The organism is Kitasatospora sp. NPDC043949, assembly GCF_056435365.1.
Window position 1 is genome coordinate 1 of the sequence record NZ_JBWKEQ010000051.1, and the last position, 15452, is coordinate 15452.

General features: G+C 75.0%; 18 protein-coding genes and 1 pseudogene. 6 read left to right on the forward strand and 13 right to left on the reverse strand.

Annotated features, from left to right (window positions below):
* Nucleotides 1–158: 158 nt before the first annotated feature.
* From AC07AL_RS31110 to AC07AL_RS31155, 10 genes and pseudogenes are all read right to left on the reverse strand, one after another.
* Nucleotides 159–617, reverse strand: a complete 459-nt coding sequence (locus tag AC07AL_RS31110) for an SRPBCC family protein (RefSeq protein WP_363625638.1) — start codon at nucleotides 615–617, stop codon at nucleotides 159–161.
* Between the two features lie 122 nt (nucleotides 618–739).
* The gene (locus AC07AL_RS31115) at nucleotides 740–1549 is read right to left on the reverse strand and encodes a ribonuclease BN (RefSeq protein WP_478319036.1); all 810 of its coding nucleotides are present in this window, start codon (nucleotides 1547–1549) and stop codon (nucleotides 740–742) included.
* Between the two features lie 271 nt (nucleotides 1550–1820).
* Nucleotides 1821–2246 (reverse strand): ATP-binding protein, encoded by a 426-nt coding sequence (locus AC07AL_RS31120; RefSeq protein ID WP_363584214.1) that lies wholly within the window; start codon nucleotides 2244–2246, stop codon nucleotides 1821–1823.
* Nucleotides 2247–2321: 75 nt separating this feature from the next.
* Nucleotides 2322–2759 (reverse strand): hypothetical protein, encoded by a 438-nt coding sequence (locus tag AC07AL_RS31125; RefSeq protein WP_363627678.1) that lies wholly within the window; start codon nucleotides 2757–2759, stop codon nucleotides 2322–2324.
* Nucleotides 2760–2889: 130 nt separating this feature from the next.
* Nucleotides 2890–5214, reverse strand: a complete 2325-nt coding sequence (locus AC07AL_RS31130) for a PP2C family protein-serine/threonine phosphatase (protein ID WP_478319037.1) — start codon at nucleotides 5212–5214, stop codon at nucleotides 2890–2892.
* Nucleotides 5211–5522, reverse strand: a complete 312-nt coding sequence (locus tag AC07AL_RS31135) for a response regulator (protein WP_400806976.1) — start codon at nucleotides 5520–5522, stop codon at nucleotides 5211–5213. The genes AC07AL_RS31130 and AC07AL_RS31135 overlap by 4 nt, the downstream gene beginning before the upstream one ends.
* Nucleotides 5523–5528: 6 nt before the next feature.
* Nucleotides 5529–5792: pseudogene (locus AC07AL_RS31140) on the reverse strand (HAMP domain-containing protein); the annotation flags it as partial.
* A gap of 191 nt (nucleotides 5793–5983) precedes the next feature.
* Nucleotides 5984–6346 carry an STAS domain-containing protein gene (locus AC07AL_RS31145; RefSeq protein ID WP_363584222.1) on the reverse strand — a complete coding sequence of 121 codons (363 nt, stop codon included), beginning with the start codon at nucleotides 6344–6346 and terminating at the stop codon, nucleotides 5984–5986.
* Nucleotides 6347–6395: 49 nt separating this feature from the next.
* Nucleotides 6396–6542, reverse strand: a complete 147-nt coding sequence (locus AC07AL_RS31150; protein ID WP_400806672.1) for a hypothetical protein — start codon at nucleotides 6540–6542, stop codon at nucleotides 6396–6398.
* Nucleotides 6543–6648: 106 nt separating this feature from the next.
* On the reverse strand, nucleotides 6649–7662 hold the full coding sequence (locus AC07AL_RS31155; RefSeq protein ID WP_363584224.1) for a SigB/SigF/SigG family RNA polymerase sigma factor: 1014 nt from the start codon (nucleotides 7660–7662) through the stop codon (nucleotides 6649–6651).
* Nucleotides 7663–7946: 284 nt separating this feature from the next.
* On the opposite strand from AC07AL_RS31155, the gene AC07AL_RS31160 reads away from it, so the two are divergent.
* Nucleotides 7947–8270: a plasmid stabilization protein gene (locus AC07AL_RS31160; RefSeq protein ID WP_478319038.1), complete on the forward strand. Its 324-nt coding sequence runs from the start codon at nucleotides 7947–7949 to the stop codon at nucleotides 8268–8270.
* Nucleotides 8271–8280: 10 nt separating this feature from the next.
* Nucleotides 8281–8565 carry a hypothetical protein gene (locus AC07AL_RS31165; protein ID WP_363627680.1) on the forward strand — a complete coding sequence of 95 codons (285 nt, stop codon included), beginning with the start codon at nucleotides 8281–8283 and terminating at the stop codon, nucleotides 8563–8565.
* A gap of 8 nt (nucleotides 8566–8573) precedes the next feature.
* On the opposite strand, the gene AC07AL_RS31170 is transcribed toward AC07AL_RS31165, so the two are convergent.
* Nucleotides 8574–9080: an ATP-binding protein gene (locus AC07AL_RS31170; protein WP_363584230.1), complete on the reverse strand. Its 507-nt coding sequence runs from the start codon at nucleotides 9078–9080 to the stop codon at nucleotides 8574–8576.
* Between the two features lie 12 nt (nucleotides 9081–9092).
* Nucleotides 9093–9674: an STAS domain-containing protein gene (locus AC07AL_RS31175; protein ID WP_478319040.1), complete on the reverse strand. Its 582-nt coding sequence runs from the start codon at nucleotides 9672–9674 to the stop codon at nucleotides 9093–9095.
* Nucleotides 9675–10106: 432 nt separating this feature from the next.
* Between AC07AL_RS31175 and AC07AL_RS31180 the strand changes: the two genes are divergently transcribed.
* From AC07AL_RS31180 to AC07AL_RS31190, 3 genes are all read left to right on the forward strand, one after another.
* Entirely contained in the window at nucleotides 10107–11249 is a 1143-nt protein-coding gene (locus AC07AL_RS31180; RefSeq protein WP_478319042.1) for an AI-2E family transporter, read from the forward strand.
* A gap of 183 nt (nucleotides 11250–11432) precedes the next feature.
* On the forward strand, nucleotides 11433–11963 hold the full coding sequence (locus tag AC07AL_RS31185) for a hypothetical protein (RefSeq protein ID WP_478319043.1): 531 nt from the start codon (nucleotides 11433–11435) through the stop codon (nucleotides 11961–11963).
* Nucleotides 11964–12195: 232 nt separating this feature from the next.
* Complete coding sequence (locus AC07AL_RS31190) at nucleotides 12196–12921, forward strand: dienelactone hydrolase family protein (RefSeq protein ID WP_363584238.1); 726 nt, start codon at nucleotides 12196–12198, stop codon at nucleotides 12919–12921.
* Between the two features lie 468 nt (nucleotides 12922–13389).
* Here AC07AL_RS31190 and AC07AL_RS31195 read toward each other — a convergent pair whose 3' ends face one another.
* Nucleotides 13390–14013 (reverse strand): cysteine hydrolase family protein, encoded by a 624-nt coding sequence (locus tag AC07AL_RS31195; RefSeq protein ID WP_400843883.1) that lies wholly within the window; start codon nucleotides 14011–14013, stop codon nucleotides 13390–13392.
* Nucleotides 14014–14198: 185 nt separating this feature from the next.
* Here AC07AL_RS31195 and AC07AL_RS31200 point away from each other — a divergent pair, with 185 nt between their 5' ends.
* Nucleotides 14199–15134, forward strand: a complete 936-nt coding sequence (locus AC07AL_RS31200; protein WP_363627685.1) for a LysR family transcriptional regulator — start codon at nucleotides 14199–14201, stop codon at nucleotides 15132–15134.
* The last annotated feature ends 318 nt before the right edge of the window (nucleotides 15135–15452 follow it).

Here is a 15452-nt window from a genome sequence, read left to right on the forward strand (position 1 = left end):
GACCGCCCCCCCCCCCCCGCCCCCCCCCCCCCCCACCCCCCCCCCCCTCCCCCCCCCCCCCCCCCCCCCCCCCCCCCCCCCCCCCCCCCCCCCCCCCCCCCCCCCCCCCCCCCCCCCCCCCGCCAGGGGGTGACGGGGGGCGTGGACGGGGGCGGGGCTCAGCCGGGGGTGATCCGGCCGCGCCAGGCTCCCCCCTCCCGGCCCTGGTCCTCGATGAAGTCCTTGAAGCGCCGGAGGTCCCCCTTGACCCTGCGGTCGACCATGCCCAGCATGTCGCCGGTCTTCTCGGCCATCCCTTCCGGCTGGAAGTCGATGGCCAGGTTGACCCGGGTGTGCCGGTCATCCAGTTCCTGGAAGGTGACGACGCCCTTCTGCTTCACGTCGCCGTCCGTCGTGCGCCAGGCGATCCGCTCGTCGGGCAGCTGGTCGATGATCTCGGTGTCGAACTCGCGGGTGACACCGCCGATGCTGGTCCGCCAGTGGTTGTGGCGCTCGTCCAGCTGGGTCACCGCGTCGACGCCCTCCATGAAGCGCGGGAACTCCTCGAACTGGGTCCACTGGTTGTACGCGGCGTGCAGCGGCACGTCGACGTCGACCGTCTTCTTCACCATGCTCATCTGGGGCCTCCTCGCGTGTGCGGTGGCCGAGCCCTTCCCGGCCGCCCGCGCGCCTGCCCGCTGCGCCGCGCCCTAACCCACCCGCGTGCCGCAGCACCGGCCGCCCCGGCCTGGCGCCGGCGCTACGGCGTGCGGCGGGCCCGGACCACGGCGCGCCCGGCGAGCGCGCCGCCGTAGACGGTGTAGCCGACGCCGATCAGCCAGGACTGGACGATCAGCACCGTCCCGACCGTCCCGTAGGAGACCGCGTTGGACACCAGCAGCGGCGCGAAGACCAGCCGCGAGAAGAGCCGCAGGCCCGCCAGCGCCACCATGGTCGCGACGGCTCCGGGCAGCAGCTGCCTCGGCGGGACGCGTCCGGCGAGCAGCAGGTGCTGGAGCCACCAGAACAGCAGGAGGCCGCCGACGGTCGTGACGGCGATGCGGAAGGAGGGCTGGGCGGCCGAGTGGCGCCAGGGCGCGCCGCTGGAGGCGGCCAGCACGATGTACCCAGTCAGCCCGGCCAGGCCGAGGGTCTGGCGCCAGACCGCGTGCCACGGGCCGCGGTCGAGCTCCCACACCCGCTCGTAGACGCCCTGGACGGACGCCATCAACGAGACCCCGAAGACCGCCAGCGCGGCCAGGCCGAAGCCCGTGGTCGTGCTGAGCACCTGGCCCCGGGAGGCGAAGAGCCGGTGGACGGCGTCGGCGCCCGGCCCGCTCAGGCCGAGGCCGTCGGTGATCCACTCGGAGATCCCGCTGCCGCGCGCGGGGAAGGCCGCCGCGATGACGATCAGCAGCGGCACGAGGGTCACGAAGAAGAGCGCCGCGAAGGCCATCGAGCGCTGGAGCAGTTCGATGGTGCGGCCGTGTTCCCACACGCCGACGACGGCCGCCCGCAGGACCTGCCACCAGCTGCGGGCGATCGCCGTCAACCGGCCGCGGCGGCGCACGCCGCTCAACCCAGGACGCCGCACGGCGACGGCGACGGCGGCGACGGCGGCGACGGCGGCGACGGCGGCGACGGCGACGGTCGGTTCACGGCCACTGGATCCTCGCTGTGCTCGACGCCCACGGACGGACCTGCCCCGTCAGGATGCCACCGCGCGGGGCGCGTCCGGCGCTCCGGCGTCGCGACCGGCGTCCGGCGCCGCCGGGTGGCCGCGCACGGACACCGCTCCTCCCGGACGCAGAACACCCGCCCGGCAGGCGCCGGGCGGGCCGTCAGCTCGCGGGCAGCCGTAGGTCACACCACACCGTCTTGCCCGGCCCCGACGGGTGCCAGCCCCAGCGCAGGGTGAGCCGGCTCAACAGGAACAGGCCGAGGCCTCCCGGTTCGTCCGGGGGGTGCGGGGGCCGGGGCAGCGGCGGGCGCGGGCTGGCGTCGCTGACCTCGATCCGCAGCCGGCCGGTGGCGCGGATCAGGAGCAGCGTCCCGGGCTCGCCGCCGTGGCGCAGGGCGTTGCCGACGAGTTCGGAGACCAGCAGGACGGCGTCGGCGACCAGCAGCGGGTCGGCGACGTCGGCCAGGAACTCGGCGGTGAAGGCCCGGGCGTCGGCGGCCGCCCTGAGGTCGGCCTGGAGCGGCAGCCGCTGCGCCCACGGCCTCGTGGGGAACGGGCGTCCGAGGGAAGGCCGTGGTCCGGTCATGCGGTCGCGTCCTTCCCGGCCCGGTGAGGGGCCCGTGGTCGTCGGAGGATCGGCTCCGGGGGGCGTCGCGGCGCCTCAGTGGCCGAACAGGTGGCGGGTCCGGCCGCCGCGTGGGGGCTCGGCCGGTAGGCCGACGTCCCGGCCGCCCTGCTGGGCGGGGCGTTCCTCCGGCGGCGCGGGCTGCTCGCCCTCGTCGGGCGGGAGGGATCGTTCGGGCGGGTCCGGCCGCACCACCGGTTGGGACCGCTGGTGGGCCGCCCGGTGCGCGGACAGCCGGACGGGGCGTCGGGTCCGCCGGGCCCGCCGGGCCGTCAGGACCATCAGGGCCAGGCCCAGGCAGAAGAGCAGGGCGAGGGCCAGCCCGGCGAGGAAGATGCCCAGGCTGTCGAGCGCCGGCAGGCGGATGCCCAGCACCGTCGCCTGGTAGTCGGGCCCGCCGGAGAGGTTGTCCGCGATCAGCAGTCCGGCGAAGGCACCGGCCGCCGCCATCAGCAGGAGTCCTAGCAGCAACATGGGGAGTCCTCTCCGTCGTTCGGTTCCGGTCGCCCCCGCAGGGCCGCGCCTACCCGGGCGGGCCCGGACCTAACGCCGCGCTTCGCAGGCCCGCTCAGGACGAGGGGACCGGGGTTCACGCGGCAGAGGGCTACCGGCTCTGGACGGCGATCAGGCAGGTGTCGTCGTCGGTGTCGGCGGGGCTGAGCTCCAGCAGCCGGTCGAGGTAGCGCTCCAGGTCGGGGCCGGGGGCTCCGGCGGCGCGGATCAGCTGGTCGACGGACTCCTCGACCGGGCGGTCCCGGCGTTCGACCAGGCCGTCGGTGTAGAGGACCAGGACGTCGCCCGGCGGCAGGTGAGCGGTGTGCTCCTCGTACCGGGCGTCGTCCAGGGCGCCGAGGAGCACGCCGTGCGGCAGCGGCAGCACGTGGGCGCCGTCCGCTCCGACCAGGATCGGGGGCAGGTGCCCGGCCCGCGCCCAGCGCAGTTCGCCGCCGGCCGGGTCGACGAGCACGCAGACGGCCGTCGCGGTGATCTGGCCGGGTTCGCGCAGGGCGACGATGTTGGCCCACTCCAGCATCCGGGCCGGGCCGGCCCCGGTGACGGCGAGAGCACGCAGCGCGTGCCGCAGGGCGACCATGCCGGTGGCCGCGCCGACGCCGTGCCCGGCGACGTCCCCGACGGTGAGCAGCACCCGCTTGTCGGGCAGCAGCAGCACGTCGTACCAGTCGCCGCCGACCCGGTCGTGCTGGGCGGCGGGGCGGTAGCGGACGGCGGCCCGCAGGCCGGCCGGGCCGAGCGGGGGCGGAGCGGCGGGCAGGATGGCCTGCTGGAGCCGCAGTGCCAGTCGCTCGCTGTCGGCGGTCTCCTGCTCGCTGTCGGCGAGACGTGCCCGGGTGGCACCGAGTGCGACCTCCGTGCGGTGCTGGGCGGACACGTCGTGGAAGGCGCCGCGCACACCGGTGAGCCGCCCGTGGTCGTCGAGGACGGGCTCGGCGATCACCCGGGTGTACCCGTGGGTGCCGTCCTGGTGGACCAGGCGGACGACGGCGGAGGCCGTCCGGTGCCGGCGCTGGACGGTGTCCAGCAGGCGCCGGATCGCGGGCTCGTCGTCGGGGTGGGCGTGCCGGGCGAGCTGGGCCAGCGGCACCGGGTCGGTGTCGGGCGGCAGCCCGTAGATCTCGTGCAGGCCGTCGCTCCAGCGGATCCGGCCCTCGGCTGGGTGCTCCTCGAACCCGGCCACCCGGGCCAGCCGCTGGGCCTGGCGCAGCAGGGCACTCTGCTCGGCCTCACCGGCCCGCGCGGTCTCCGTCTGCCAGCCGACCAGCACGCGGCCGCCGACGGGGGCCGCCGCGAGCAGGACGGTGGTGGGAAGCGCGAGTCCGCCCTGCTGGAAGACCAGCCGGACCCGCTCGCCGGGCAACGGGACCCCGGTCTCGTGCACCCGGATCAGCCGTTCGAAGAGGCCGGTGGCGCACGCGGTGGGGTAGACCTCCAGGAGCGAGGTGCCCTCCAGCGTGTCCCGGGGGCGGCCCAGCGGATCGCGGAAGTGCGCGTTGGTCCGCAGGAGCGTGAAGTCGGCGATCTCTCCTCGGCGGACGACCGGCTCCAGCAGCAGGGCCGGGATGGGCAGGCCCTCCAGGAGCGCGGTGTCGTCGCCGGGCGGGGCGGGAGCGGGAGCGGGAGCGGGAGCGGGAGCGGGAGTGCGGACGTCGGCCAGGAGGGTCGCGCAGAGGTCGGCGAGGGCGTGGAGCCGGCGGCGTTGGGGCGCGCCGAGCGCGGGGGCGGGGCCGGGTGCGGGCCACAGGACCTCCAGCGCGCCCCGGCGGCGGCCCGCGTCGATCAGCGGGAGGACGGCCCGGGCCGAGCCGGCTCCCACCGACGGGCCTGCGGCCTCCGGATCGCCGGGCCACAGCTCCACGCCGCCGACCACGACGTGCTGGGCCGGGGTGGGGACGCCGGGTGGCACCCGGCTCCAGGCGTCGGCCTCGGCGGCGGGCAGCCCGGCGTGCGCGGCGAGGGCGAGCACACCGCCCGGCAGCCGCAGCCACAGCGCGACGGCGTGCGCGCCGAGCGCGTCCGCCGTCTGCTCCAGGACGGCTTCGGCGGCGCCTTGCAGATCGGGGACGGCGGCCAGAGCGGGCGTCACGGGGTCGGGCGACGCAGGGTCGGCTGTGCCCGCGAGCGGTCCGGGTGCCTGGCCGGGTGCCTGGCCGGGTGCCTGCCCGGACACCCCGGCGATGTCGGCGGCCAGGGCCGCCACGGGCACGGCGGCCTCCCGGGCGAGCCCGGCGAGGCAGGCGGCGGCTTCGGCGGGAAGCAGGCCGAGGCGTTCGGCCAGGATCCCGGTGGCCAGGTCGACGACGGCGCGGGCGCGGGCGTCGGCTTGCACCCGGGCGGCGGCGCTCTGGAGCCGGCGCACGGTCTCGGCGAGGGCCCGGGCCGTGGTGTCCGAGGGCTCGTGCCCGGCGGTCATGGCGTGTCCAGCCAGTACTGCATCCGGCCGAGCAGGTGGCGGGTGTCGACGGGTTCGGTGACGTGGTCGTCGGCGCCGCCGGCGAGGCTCTTGTCCTGGTCCCCCGGCATGGCCTTGGCGGTGACGGCGATGACCGGCAGGCGGGCGAAGCGCTCCTCGGCGCGGCCGGCGGCGATCGCGGCGTAGCCGTCGAGGCCGGGCATCATCACGTCCATCAGCACGAGGTCGGTCTCGGGGTGGGTGCGCAGCAGGTCGAGTCCGGCGCGGCCGTCGGGGGCGTGCAGCACGGTCACTCCCTGCCCGGTCACTCCCTGCCCGGTGACGCCCTTGACGGTGATCTGGCCGCCCAGGTTGCCGGCGGTGCCGACCTCGCGGGCGCCCCTGGGCACCTCACCGGCGAACGCGGACAGCTGGTCGACCATGCTGTTGAAGACCGTCGCGATCTCCCCGAGCATGCCGGGCTGCTCGGGCGCGAGCCGGGTGGCGAAGTCCCCGTCGCGCACGGTGGTCAGCCCGGCGAGCAGGTGCCGCGGGGCCTGCTCGGCCGGGTCGGCGTCGGGGGCCGGCCGCTCGTCCATCCGTTCCACCGCCCGGGTCCGCCGCACGGCCGGGGTGCCCGACCGGACGCCCCGACCCCGGGGCGGCGGGCCGCCGCCCTGTTTCCACTGTGCCACCGGAGGGCGACAGGCAGGACAGGTGTCGGTCCGGCGGGGAGGGGCCCAGGGCCCGGGGCCCGCGCCCGCGCGGCCCGGGGCGGCAGGCCGCGCGTTCACTCCGGTGGCACGTCCCGCAGCGCGAAGACCTCGACGGCCCCGGTCAGTTCGAGCATCCGCAGGACCAGCGGGCGGGGGCGGGCCAGTTCGATCCGGCTGCCCTCGGCGGCCGCGCGGGCGTGGGCCCGGAGCATCGAGTTGAGCCCCGTGGAGTCGCAGAACTCCAGGTCGGCGCAGTCGAGCACGATGACGGTGAGGGGCGCGGCCAGGGCCGCGTCGAGGGCCGTGTGCAGGGCGCCGACCGAGTCGAGGTCGAGTTCGCCGTACAGCGCGAGGACGGTGCCGCCGGCCCACGGCCGGGCCCGTGCGGTGAACCCGCCCGGCCCCGGGGCACGGCCGGTCGGTGGTCGGCGGGTCATGGTGTCGGCTCCTTCCGTCACCGGCCGGCCGGTCGGTTCACGCCGTGCGCTACGCATCCGCTCGGGCGGGTGCGAGGCGCAGCCCGTGGCCGGGGGCGCCGTCCGCGCCGGGGGTGACGGTGCCGCCCGCCGGATCGCGGGTGCCGTCGAAGAGCGGCCGCTCGATCCGGACGTGGTCGGAAACCTTCGGGGACACGGTGTTCCTCCTTCGTCACGCTTCATCACGCTTCGTCCAGGACGCCCCCCCCCCGCAGCGCGGCTATCCGCTGCGGGGGGCCGGAAACGCCCGGGAGGGAAAGAAATCAGCGTGGCGCCTCGGGTTCGGCGGCTCCCTGGTCGGTCATTCCGCCGTCGTCCGCTCTCCCGTCCTCCGCTCCCCCGTCCTCCGCTCCCCTGGGTTCGGCCGGACCTGCGGGTTCGTCCGCCCAGCCGGGGGCGTCGCGGTCCTCCAGCTGCTCGCGCAGGCTGGTGAGGGTGGCGGTGAGCAGGCGGGAGACGTGCATCTGGGAGACGCCGATGCGCTCGGCGATCTGGGACTGGGTCCAGCCGTCCCAGAAGCGCAGCTTGAGCACCGTCTGATCGCGGCACGACAGCCGGGCGAGCAGGGGGCGCACGGCGGTGCGGAAATCCGCGAGTTCGATGCCGGGGTCACAGGCCCCCATGCGGTCCAGCATGGCGCTGCCGCTCTCGTCGAGGTCCTGCTCGCGCGCAGCGTCCAGCGAGTCGGGCCGGTAGACGCGGCCTGCGACCAAGCCCTCGGCGGCCTGCTCGACGGTGATGTGGAGGTCCTCGGCGATCTCGTCGGGGTGCGGGAGGCGGCCGAGTTCCTGCTCCAGCCGGTCGGATCCGCGGGCGACGGTCAGGTACAGCTCCTGCATGCCGCGCGGGACCCGGACCGGCCAGGAGGTGTCACGGAAGAAGCGCTTGATCTCACCGGCGATGGTGGGGATGGCGTAGGTGACGAACTCGACGCCGCGGTGCGGGTCGTAGCCGTCGACCGCCTTGATCAGGCCGATCGTGCCGACCTGGAGGATATCGTCCATGTCCTCGGCGCGGTGGCGGAAGCGGGCGGCGATGAAGCGCACCAGCGGCATGTTGAGTTCGATGATCGTGCCGCGCACGTAGCTGTACGCATGCGTTTCGCGGGCGAGTGCGGCCAGGCGCTCGAACAGCGCGTCGCTGAGTTCGCGTGCCTCGTACTTGCCCATCGCGCGCAGTTGCGCGTCCGTCGGGCGGGGTGGCACGTCGGGCGGAAGGCCGGACGGCGGGGCGGCCGTCCGGTCGGTGGGGCGACCGGTTTCCAGCGTGGTGGACACGGTGGCTCTCTCCTGGGGCATCGGGGCGAACGCCCGGCGCCGCGAGCGGCTCGCGCCGAACGCGACGGGGCTGCTTTTCCGGAGGACCTGGGCCCGGTGTCGTCGGGCGACGGTCCCGGTGGCACCCGGTGAGGGTGCGGACGCGACTGGCTGCGATCCACGGCCGCGTCATGCGTTCTCTACCCGACACACGACTTCCGATTCATGTTTTGGGCGGTTTATTACCTTGCCTACGGGTACACGCGCTCGGGCAACGCCCTGCCGTCACGAAAAGGAGCGCCGCCATGCCCCGAGGATCCAGCCCCAAACGGGAGCGCCAGTACGAGCACATCAAGGAGAGCGCGCTCGACCGGGGCGAGACCGAGAAGCGGGCCGAGGAGATCGCCGCCCGCACGGTGAACAAGGAACGCGCCCGGCACGGCGAGCCGAAGACCGCGAGCCGCAGTTCGCTCCACGACATCTCCTCCGGCCGCCGCGGCGGGCAGCGCTCGCACACGGGGGCCCGGGGCCCGACCTACGACCAGCTCTACAACGAAGCCAGGCAGCGCGGCGTCAAGGGCCGTTCGAAGATGAACAAGCGCGAGCTGTCGCACGCGCTGGGCCGTTGAGGAGGGCGTCATGACGACCACGCCGGTCAGAACCACCATGCCGGTCAGAACCACCACGCCGGTCAGGATGACCATGCCGCTGATGACGACCACGCCGGTGATGATGACCGTCCCGGCTCCCCCCGGCCCGGACACCGAGCCGGTCCCCCACCCGAACCCCGCCCCGAAGCCGGGCGAGGACCCCGACCCGGCACCGCCGCCGATCCCGCCCTTCCCCACTCCCGACCCGTTCCCGGGCCCCGGTTCCGACCCCGATCCGGCACCGCCGCCCCAGCCGCACCCCGGTCAGGCCTGAGACCCCGCTCAGCCCTGGAGGGCACCAGGGTCCACCGGGGACGCGACCTCCAGCCAGACCAGCTTCCCCTCGCCCTCGGGCAGGCAGCCCCAGTCGCGCGCCAGCCGGTCCACCACCCGCAGGCCGTGGCCGCCGGGACGGCCCGGGTCCGCGAACGGGCGCAGCCGCGGCGCGGCCGGGCTGGCGTCCGAGACCTCCACCCGCAGCCGCTCGCCGTCCCAGCCCAGCCGCAGCTCCCGGGGGCCGCCGGGCGCGTGCAGGCACGCATTGGTGACCAGCTCCGACACCATCAGCAGGACGTCCTCCGCCGCCGCCAGCCGCCCGGCATCCGGCGCGGGCAGCCAGTGCCAGGCGAGCAGCGCCGCACGGCTGAAGTCCCGGGACCGCTGGACCGCGCTCTCACTGCCGACCAGCACGAGCCGCCTGGTCCGGTCGGAGCCACTCGGCCGCCGGCCGGAAGCCGTCGCCCTCCGGCCGGAGTCCTTCGGCAACGCTCCCTCCCCGGGGCTCTTCATGCCGGGTTCTCCTCACTCCACGTCGTCGCAGCCGCGCTGCGGCGGGTCCGCGGTCTTCAGAGCGGCGTCGAGGTCGGGGTGGATGCGCAGCGCCGTGTCGGCTTCCGTGATCGCGAACAGCCTCGCCACCACGGGCCCCGGACCGGCGAGTCCCAGCCGCAGGCCGGCCGCCTCGGCGTCCAGGCGTGAGCGCAGCAGCAGGTTCAGCCCGGTGGAGTCGCAGAACCGCAGGCCGGTGAGGTCGACGACGATCCGTTCCTCGCCCCCGGCCACCGGACGGGACAGCGCCGTCCACAGACCGTTCGCGCTGCCGTGGTCCAGTTCACCTCCGAGGGAGACCACCCGCGCGCGGCCCTCCCGGCGCACCGCGACGCGCAGGCCGCCGACTTGCTGCTCCCCCTCACCCCCGCCGGGCTGCTCGGCCGGCCGTGACACGGCGGGCTCCCGGTCCGTTCGCGGCGGAGTCCTGCCGTCCCGGCCGCCGTCCCGCGCGGCGGTTCGGGTCGCGCGGACGACCTGGGCCGGACGGACCGCCGCCCCGGGCAGGGCCGCCGCCCCGGGCAGGGCCGGGCTCACCACCCGCTCCTCATCCATGCCCCGCGTGTGCCCGCAGCCACGGTGGCTACACGTGTGCCGGCGTTCTCCACCGTCGGGCACGTCGGCCTGTTCCTGACCGCCGCGGCGGTGTACGTGGCGGGCCACGCAGCGCGCTGCTGGTCGCGCTCACGGCGCAGCTGTGGACGCGAGCGTTTCCGGCCCGCCGACCGCTTCTGGCCCGTCGATCGTTTCCGGACCCTCGATCGTTTCCGAACCCTCGGCCGTTTCCGGACCCTCTCCCGTTTCCGGACCCTCTCCCGTTTCCGGCCCGTCGGCCCGGGTAGCCGCGCGACGCCGGACGAAGCCCGGCAGACGCCAGGGAGGCCGCCCGTGCGAGTGAACGGCGCGAGACCGGCCCGGCGGCGCCACCCGACCCGGGTGGTCCTGCCCCGGGCGCGCCCCGTCGTGTCCGACGGGTCCGGAGGCCGCGTGCCGGCCGGGCTGCGGACCGCCGCCGGGTACACCTGGCGGCTGCTCCTGCTCGGGGTGGCCGCCTACCTGGCCGTCTCCGTCCTCGGCCGGCTCCAGTTGCCGGTCATCGCCGTGTTCCTGGCGCTGGTCATCACCTCGGTCCTACGGCCGCTCGTCGACCTGCTGGCACGGGCGCTGCCCCGCTCGATCGCCGTCCTGCTGGTCCTCGTGTGCGCCATCGTGGTCGTGGGCGGCGTTCTCGCCCTGGTGGGGACGACCGTCGTCGGCGAGTGGGGCCGGCTGGGCACCGAACTGCGCGGCGGCCTCGGGCGGATCGACCGCCTGCTCACCGGCGCCCCCTTCCACCTGCGGGCCGGCACCGTCACCGACCTGCGCGCGAAGCTCGGCGAGTTCGTCACCGCCCACCGCTCGGCGCTGCTCAGCACCGCGCTCAGCGGGGCGAGCCGGGTCGTCGAAATGCTCACCGGGCTGGCGCTCGCGGTGTTCTGCTCGGTGTTCTTCCTCCACTCCGGCGACCGGATGTGGTGCTGGGCGCAGCACCAGCTCCCGGCCCGGTCACGATCTGCCTGGGACCGCGCGGGGCACGCCGCGTGGCGCACCTTCGCCGGCTACACCCGGGGTGTGCTGATCGTGGCGGCGACCAACGCTGTGCTGGTCGGCGTCGCGCTGGCCGCCCTACGGGTACCGCTAGTACTGCCACTGATCATGCTGGAGTTCGTCGCGGCGCTCGTCCCGCTGATCGGCTCCCCCATCGCGCTGGCCGTCGCCGCGCTGGTCGCCCTGGCGGCCCGCGGCCCGGTGGTCGCGCTGCTGGTGCTCGGGCTGATCGTGGTCATCGGCCAGATCGAGGGCCATCTGCTGCACCCGCTGGTCATGGGCTGGTCCGTCCGGATCCACCCGGTGGCGGTCGCGCTGTCGGTGATCGGCGGCGCCGTGCTGGCCGGTGTCCTCGGCGCGGTGGTCGCGGTGCCGGTGGTGTCGGTCGCCTGGGCGGTGATCTGCGAACTCCGCGACCACGACCCACCACCCCGCCCGGGGCCACGAACCAGCCCCCCAGCGGCACACCACGGGCAGCCGCACCGCCAACGCGACGAACGCCGCCCCCCGCACCGACCCGCCCCCGGCCGCGGCACCCGGTGACCAGACTGATCACACCATGACGGCCCGAAGGGTCGGATCTGCGCCGGGATTGCGCGCGGCCCGTTCCCTTCCGGGCCGGGCGTCGTTGAGCAGGTAATTGGTGTGATCCGGCCCGGACGGTCCGCGCATTGCCAGGTGACCCGCCCAGGGCTCGACCCGTTGGCATGACGAGGGAGACTGACGATGAAGCTGAGTGTTCGACGCGGACTGCTGGCGGCGGCCGCCACGGTCGGCCTGATCCTGGCGGCGGCCGCGCCGCAGGCCACGGCGGCCGGCCCGCAGCACCCCGTCTCCCCGACCCGTACCGAGCAGGCGGTCGGGCAGCGGGTGGCGCCGGGGGACCCGGTCCGCGACGGGAGCCCGGACTCCGCGGTCGACCGGGTCGCCGACTTCTACGGCGCCTACATCGACGCCGTCTCCGACGGCACCGACAACCTGTCGGACGGCCTGCGCGCCCACTACCTCACGGAGGACTTCCAGCAGCGACTGGCCGCCTGGGAGCAGGCCAACCACGCCGACGGCGTCCTCCGCGCCCAGGACGTGCCCACCCACTGGGAGGTGCGGTACCACGACTCCGGCGCCGGCCACCTGTTCACCACCGTCACGCTCACCTGGGGCACCGGCCCCAACGCCACGCACACCAAGCTGGCCGTGCAGAGCGACCTGAGCACCAAGCTCATCTCGGACATCGAGGACGCCCCGGCCGGATACTGACACGAGCCTGGAGCGGATGACGGAGCGGACGGTGCAAGCGCGGGCGGCCGACGACGTCGCGTGAGACGAACCCGCCGATCCGCCTCCCGCCGACCGCCGTCCGTGGTGGGACCGGCCCCCGAGCCCGGTCCCACCACTGGCATCGCCGCATCATCCGAGGCACACCCGCGCCGTTCTGCCGCCGGCGAAAAACCGGCCCGCCCGGGCTCGACGCTCACTACAGTCCGGTCCCATGACGACGGTTACCACGCACACGGTCGAGTACCCGGCCGACGGCCTCACGATGATCGGGCACCTCGCGCTCCCGGCCGGTACCGGCCGCCGACCCGCGGTCCTGGTCGGGCCCGAGGGGCCCGGGCTCAACGACTTCCAGCGCCGCCGGGCCGACGCCCTCGCCGAACTCGGCTACGTGGCAATGGCCTTCGACATCAACGGCGGGCGCTGGTTCACCGACCCGCAGGAGATGCTGGCGCACGTCACTCCCCTGCTCGCCGACCCCGACCGGATGCGGGGCATCGGCCACGCGGCGCTCGACGTACTGCGCGCCGAACCGCGGACCGACCCCGACCGGATCGCCGCCATCGGCTACGGCACCGGCGGCGCGATCGCACTGGAACTCGGGCGCGACGGCGTCGACCTGCGGGCGATCGGGACGGTCAACGCCCTGACCACGGGCCGACCCGGCGAGGCGGCGCGCATCCGCTGCCCGGTGTGGGCCGGGGTCGGATCGGAAGACCCGATCATGCCGCCCGCACAACGGGACGCGTTCGCCGCCGAGATGCAGGCCGCGGGCGTCGACTGGCGCCTCGTGGTCTACGGCGGCGCCTTGCACGCCTTCCACCACCCGACGGTCGGCCACACCGTGCTCCCCGGCGTCGGCCACCACCCCCGGCACGCTCAGCGCGCCTGGCGCGACATCGTCGGCCTGCTCACCGAATGCCTGCCCGTAACGGAGTGACCCGGCCGTAACGGAGTGACCCGGCCGTAACGGAGTGACCCGGCCGTACCGGAGCGACCCGGTCGGCGGACCCGACCTGCCCGGCGAGTCAAGCGTCGGGCTCTGCGATCTGACGCACCATGTGATCGCCCTCGAACCAGCGGCTCAACAGCTGGTGAACCGGGTCCGGACTCCCCGCCCGGTCTCCACGGCCCCAGCCCCAGCCGGCTCCCTGGGCGGGCCGCGTGCCGCCGGTCATCGCCGCCAAACGGATCAGCGCCGTCTCGGTAGCGCTCGCGTCCTCCTTCCCGAGGGCCCACATGAACACCTGCGGATCCGCGGCGGCCGCCGGGACCGGGGAGAACCCGCAGCCGGCCGAGTACCACGGCCCTCGGGCACGGGGGGCACGGTGGAAGTGTGCTCGCCGGGCGCGCGCGGTGTCCGGCTGACACCGCTCCCGTCTCCGGTTCGGCGGTTCGGCGGTTCGAGTCAGCCGGCCCGGAGCAGGGTGCGCAGCTCGGCGGTGTCGATGATGTGGGCCCGCGAGGGGAGGACCTTCTGGAGCAGGACGTCGTGGACTTCGGTGTCCGGGTCGGCGACGCCGTCGGACAGGACGTAGAGCCGGTAGTCGCGGTCGGCCGCGTCGAGGACGGTGGACAGGACGACACCGCTGGTACTGATGCCGGAGACGACCAGCGTGGTGATGCCGCGCTCGCGCAGCTGCCGGTCGAGGTCGGTGGTGGACATGCCGCCGTAGCGGGTCTTGCGCACGACGAGGTCGCCGTCCCGGGGAGCCAGGCGCTCGTGGATGGCCGTGGCAGGGTCCTCGTGGTGCATGACACGGTGTCGGGCCAGCGGGGCGAAGGACTTGTTGGTGGCCGGGATCGCGCCCCAGTCGGCCTCGGTGAAGCCGACGCGTACGTGGGCGACGGTGGCGCCGCTGGTGCGGACGTCGGCGATCGCCGCTTCCACGCGGTCGAGCAGGGCTTCCCGGCCCCCGCCCTCGGGCAGAACGGCCAGGATCGCGGGCTGGCAGTCCAGGACGAGCAGAGCGGTGTGCTCGGGGTCAAGCGCGGGGTCAAGCGCGGGGGCAGACGCAGGGGCAGTACTCACGCGAGTTCTCTCCCTACTTGGCGGCACCCGGTCGGCGCGGGGAGACGATTCGGCGGACCGACGGCCGCTCCCATCCGCACAACCGATCAGCGATCGGAAGCATCAAAGCGCGCCTCATCCTCAGGGATCAAACAACCACAGGACCGCCAAGCCACAACCACCAGTTGTACCTATAGAGTGCCGCCATGGACCTCGACACCGTTCGGACCTTTGTCGCCGCCGCCGACGCCGGGCAGTTCCAGGAGGCCGCCGCCGAGCTGGCCGTCACCCAGCAGGCCGTCTCCAAGCGCATCGCCGCGCTGGAACGCAACCTCGGCGTGCGGTTGTTCACCCGCACCGCACGCGGGGCCGAGCTCACCATCGACGGGCAGGCCTTCCTGCCCCACGCGCGCGAGCTGCTGCGCGCCGCCGAGCGCGCGGTCGAGTCCGTGCGCCCCGGCCGCCGTCCGCTGCGCGTCGACGTGATCAACCTTCGTGGCTCGGCGTCGGGCCTGATGCGCGGCTTCCACCGCGCGCACCCCGAGATCGATCTCGACGTGATGATGCTGTTCGAGATCGAGACGGCCGTCAACGCCATCCGCTCCGGTGCGATCGACGCGTCCTTCCGCGCCGTCGTCGCGCCCGGCCGGCCCCTTCCCGAGGACATCGAGTCCGTCCGGGTGATCGACGAACCGCTCCAGCTCCTCACCGGTCCCGCCCACGCGCTGGCGGGCGCCCGGTCGGTGACCGTCGCCCAGCTCGCCGGGCACCGGATCTGGATGCCCGGCATCGTCCCTGGTACCGAGTGGGGCGCCTACTACGACGACCTCGTCGCCGAGTTCGGCCTCACCATCGAGGCGACCGGCCCCAACTTCGGCTCCGACGCGCTCCTCGACACCATCGCCGACACTCCGGCCCTGGCCACCTTCATGGGCGAGCACACCCGCCTCGTCTGGCCCGCCGACCACGGCCTGCGCCGCATCCCGGTGACCGACCCGACGCCCGTCTACCCGCACTCACTCCTCTGGCACCGCGACAACCCCCACCCAGCACTGGCCACCCTCCGCGCCCACCTCGCCGCCACCACGACCGGCCACGACGCCCCCGGCACCTGGACACCGGACTGGGTCCTTCCACGCTGAACGCCACCGCGCGCCCGCAATCAGCTTGGTCCTCGGCCTCTGGCCTGGGATTGGCCTGGCCCCACGCGCGGAGCTCGGCCCTGCCGTGGCCGGACGTGTCGTTCACCGTGGTCACAGCGCTCGACCACCTGCCTCAGCTGAACGCAGGCAGGGCCCGGCGGAAGGGACAAGCGGTCAAACTCCAGCAGACCCGGACGACGGCCACAACCACGAACCCGGCACCGAAGTTGGTTCCCACGTGCGGCGGGGGGGGGGGGGGGGGGGGGGGGGGGGGGGGGGGGGGGGGGAGGGGCGGGGGGGGGAGGAGAAAAAGAGGGG

Bases quoted from the DNA above. Each gene is read 5' to 3' on its own strand.
- AC07AL_RS31170 (WP_363584230.1), bottom strand. From the start codon at position 9,080: ATGAAGAGCCCCGGGGAGGGAGCGTTGCCGAAGGACTCCGGCCGGAGG.
- AC07AL_RS31130 (WP_478319037.1), bottom strand. From the start codon at position 5,214: ATGACCGCCGGGCACGAGCCCTCGGACACCACGGCCCGGGCCCTCGCC.
- AC07AL_RS31175 (WP_478319040.1), bottom strand. From the start codon at position 9,674: ATGGATGAGGAGCGGGTGGTGAGCCCGGCCCTGCCCGGGGCGGCGGCC.
- AC07AL_RS31200 (WP_363627685.1), top strand. From the start codon at position 14,199: ATGGACCTCGACACCGTTCGGACCTTTGTCGCCGCCGCCGACGCCGGG.
- AC07AL_RS31160 (WP_478319038.1), top strand. From the start codon at position 7,947: ATGCCCCGAGGATCCAGCCCCAAACGGGAGCGCCAGTACGAGCACATC.
- AC07AL_RS31165 (WP_363627680.1), top strand. From the start codon at position 8,281: ATGACGACCACGCCGGTCAGAACCACCATGCCGGTCAGAACCACCACG.
- AC07AL_RS31190 (WP_363584238.1), top strand. From the start codon at position 12,196: ATGACGACGGTTACCACGCACACGGTCGAGTACCCGGCCGACGGCCTC.
- AC07AL_RS31120 (WP_363584214.1), bottom strand. From the start codon at position 2,246: ATGACCGGACCACGGCCTTCCCTCGGACGCCCGTTCCCCACGAGGCCG.
- AC07AL_RS31110 (WP_363625638.1), bottom strand. From the start codon at position 617: ATGAGCATGGTGAAGAAGACGGTCGACGTCGACGTGCCGCTGCACGCC.
- AC07AL_RS31125 (WP_363627678.1), bottom strand. From the start codon at position 2,759: ATGTTGCTGCTAGGACTCCTGCTGATGGCGGCGGCCGGTGCCTTCGCC.
- AC07AL_RS31145 (WP_363584222.1), bottom strand. From the start codon at position 6,346: ATGACCCGCCGACCACCGACCGGCCGTGCCCCGGGGCCGGGCGGGTTC.
- AC07AL_RS31185 (WP_478319043.1), top strand. From the start codon at position 11,433: ATGAAGCTGAGTGTTCGACGCGGACTGCTGGCGGCGGCCGCCACGGTC.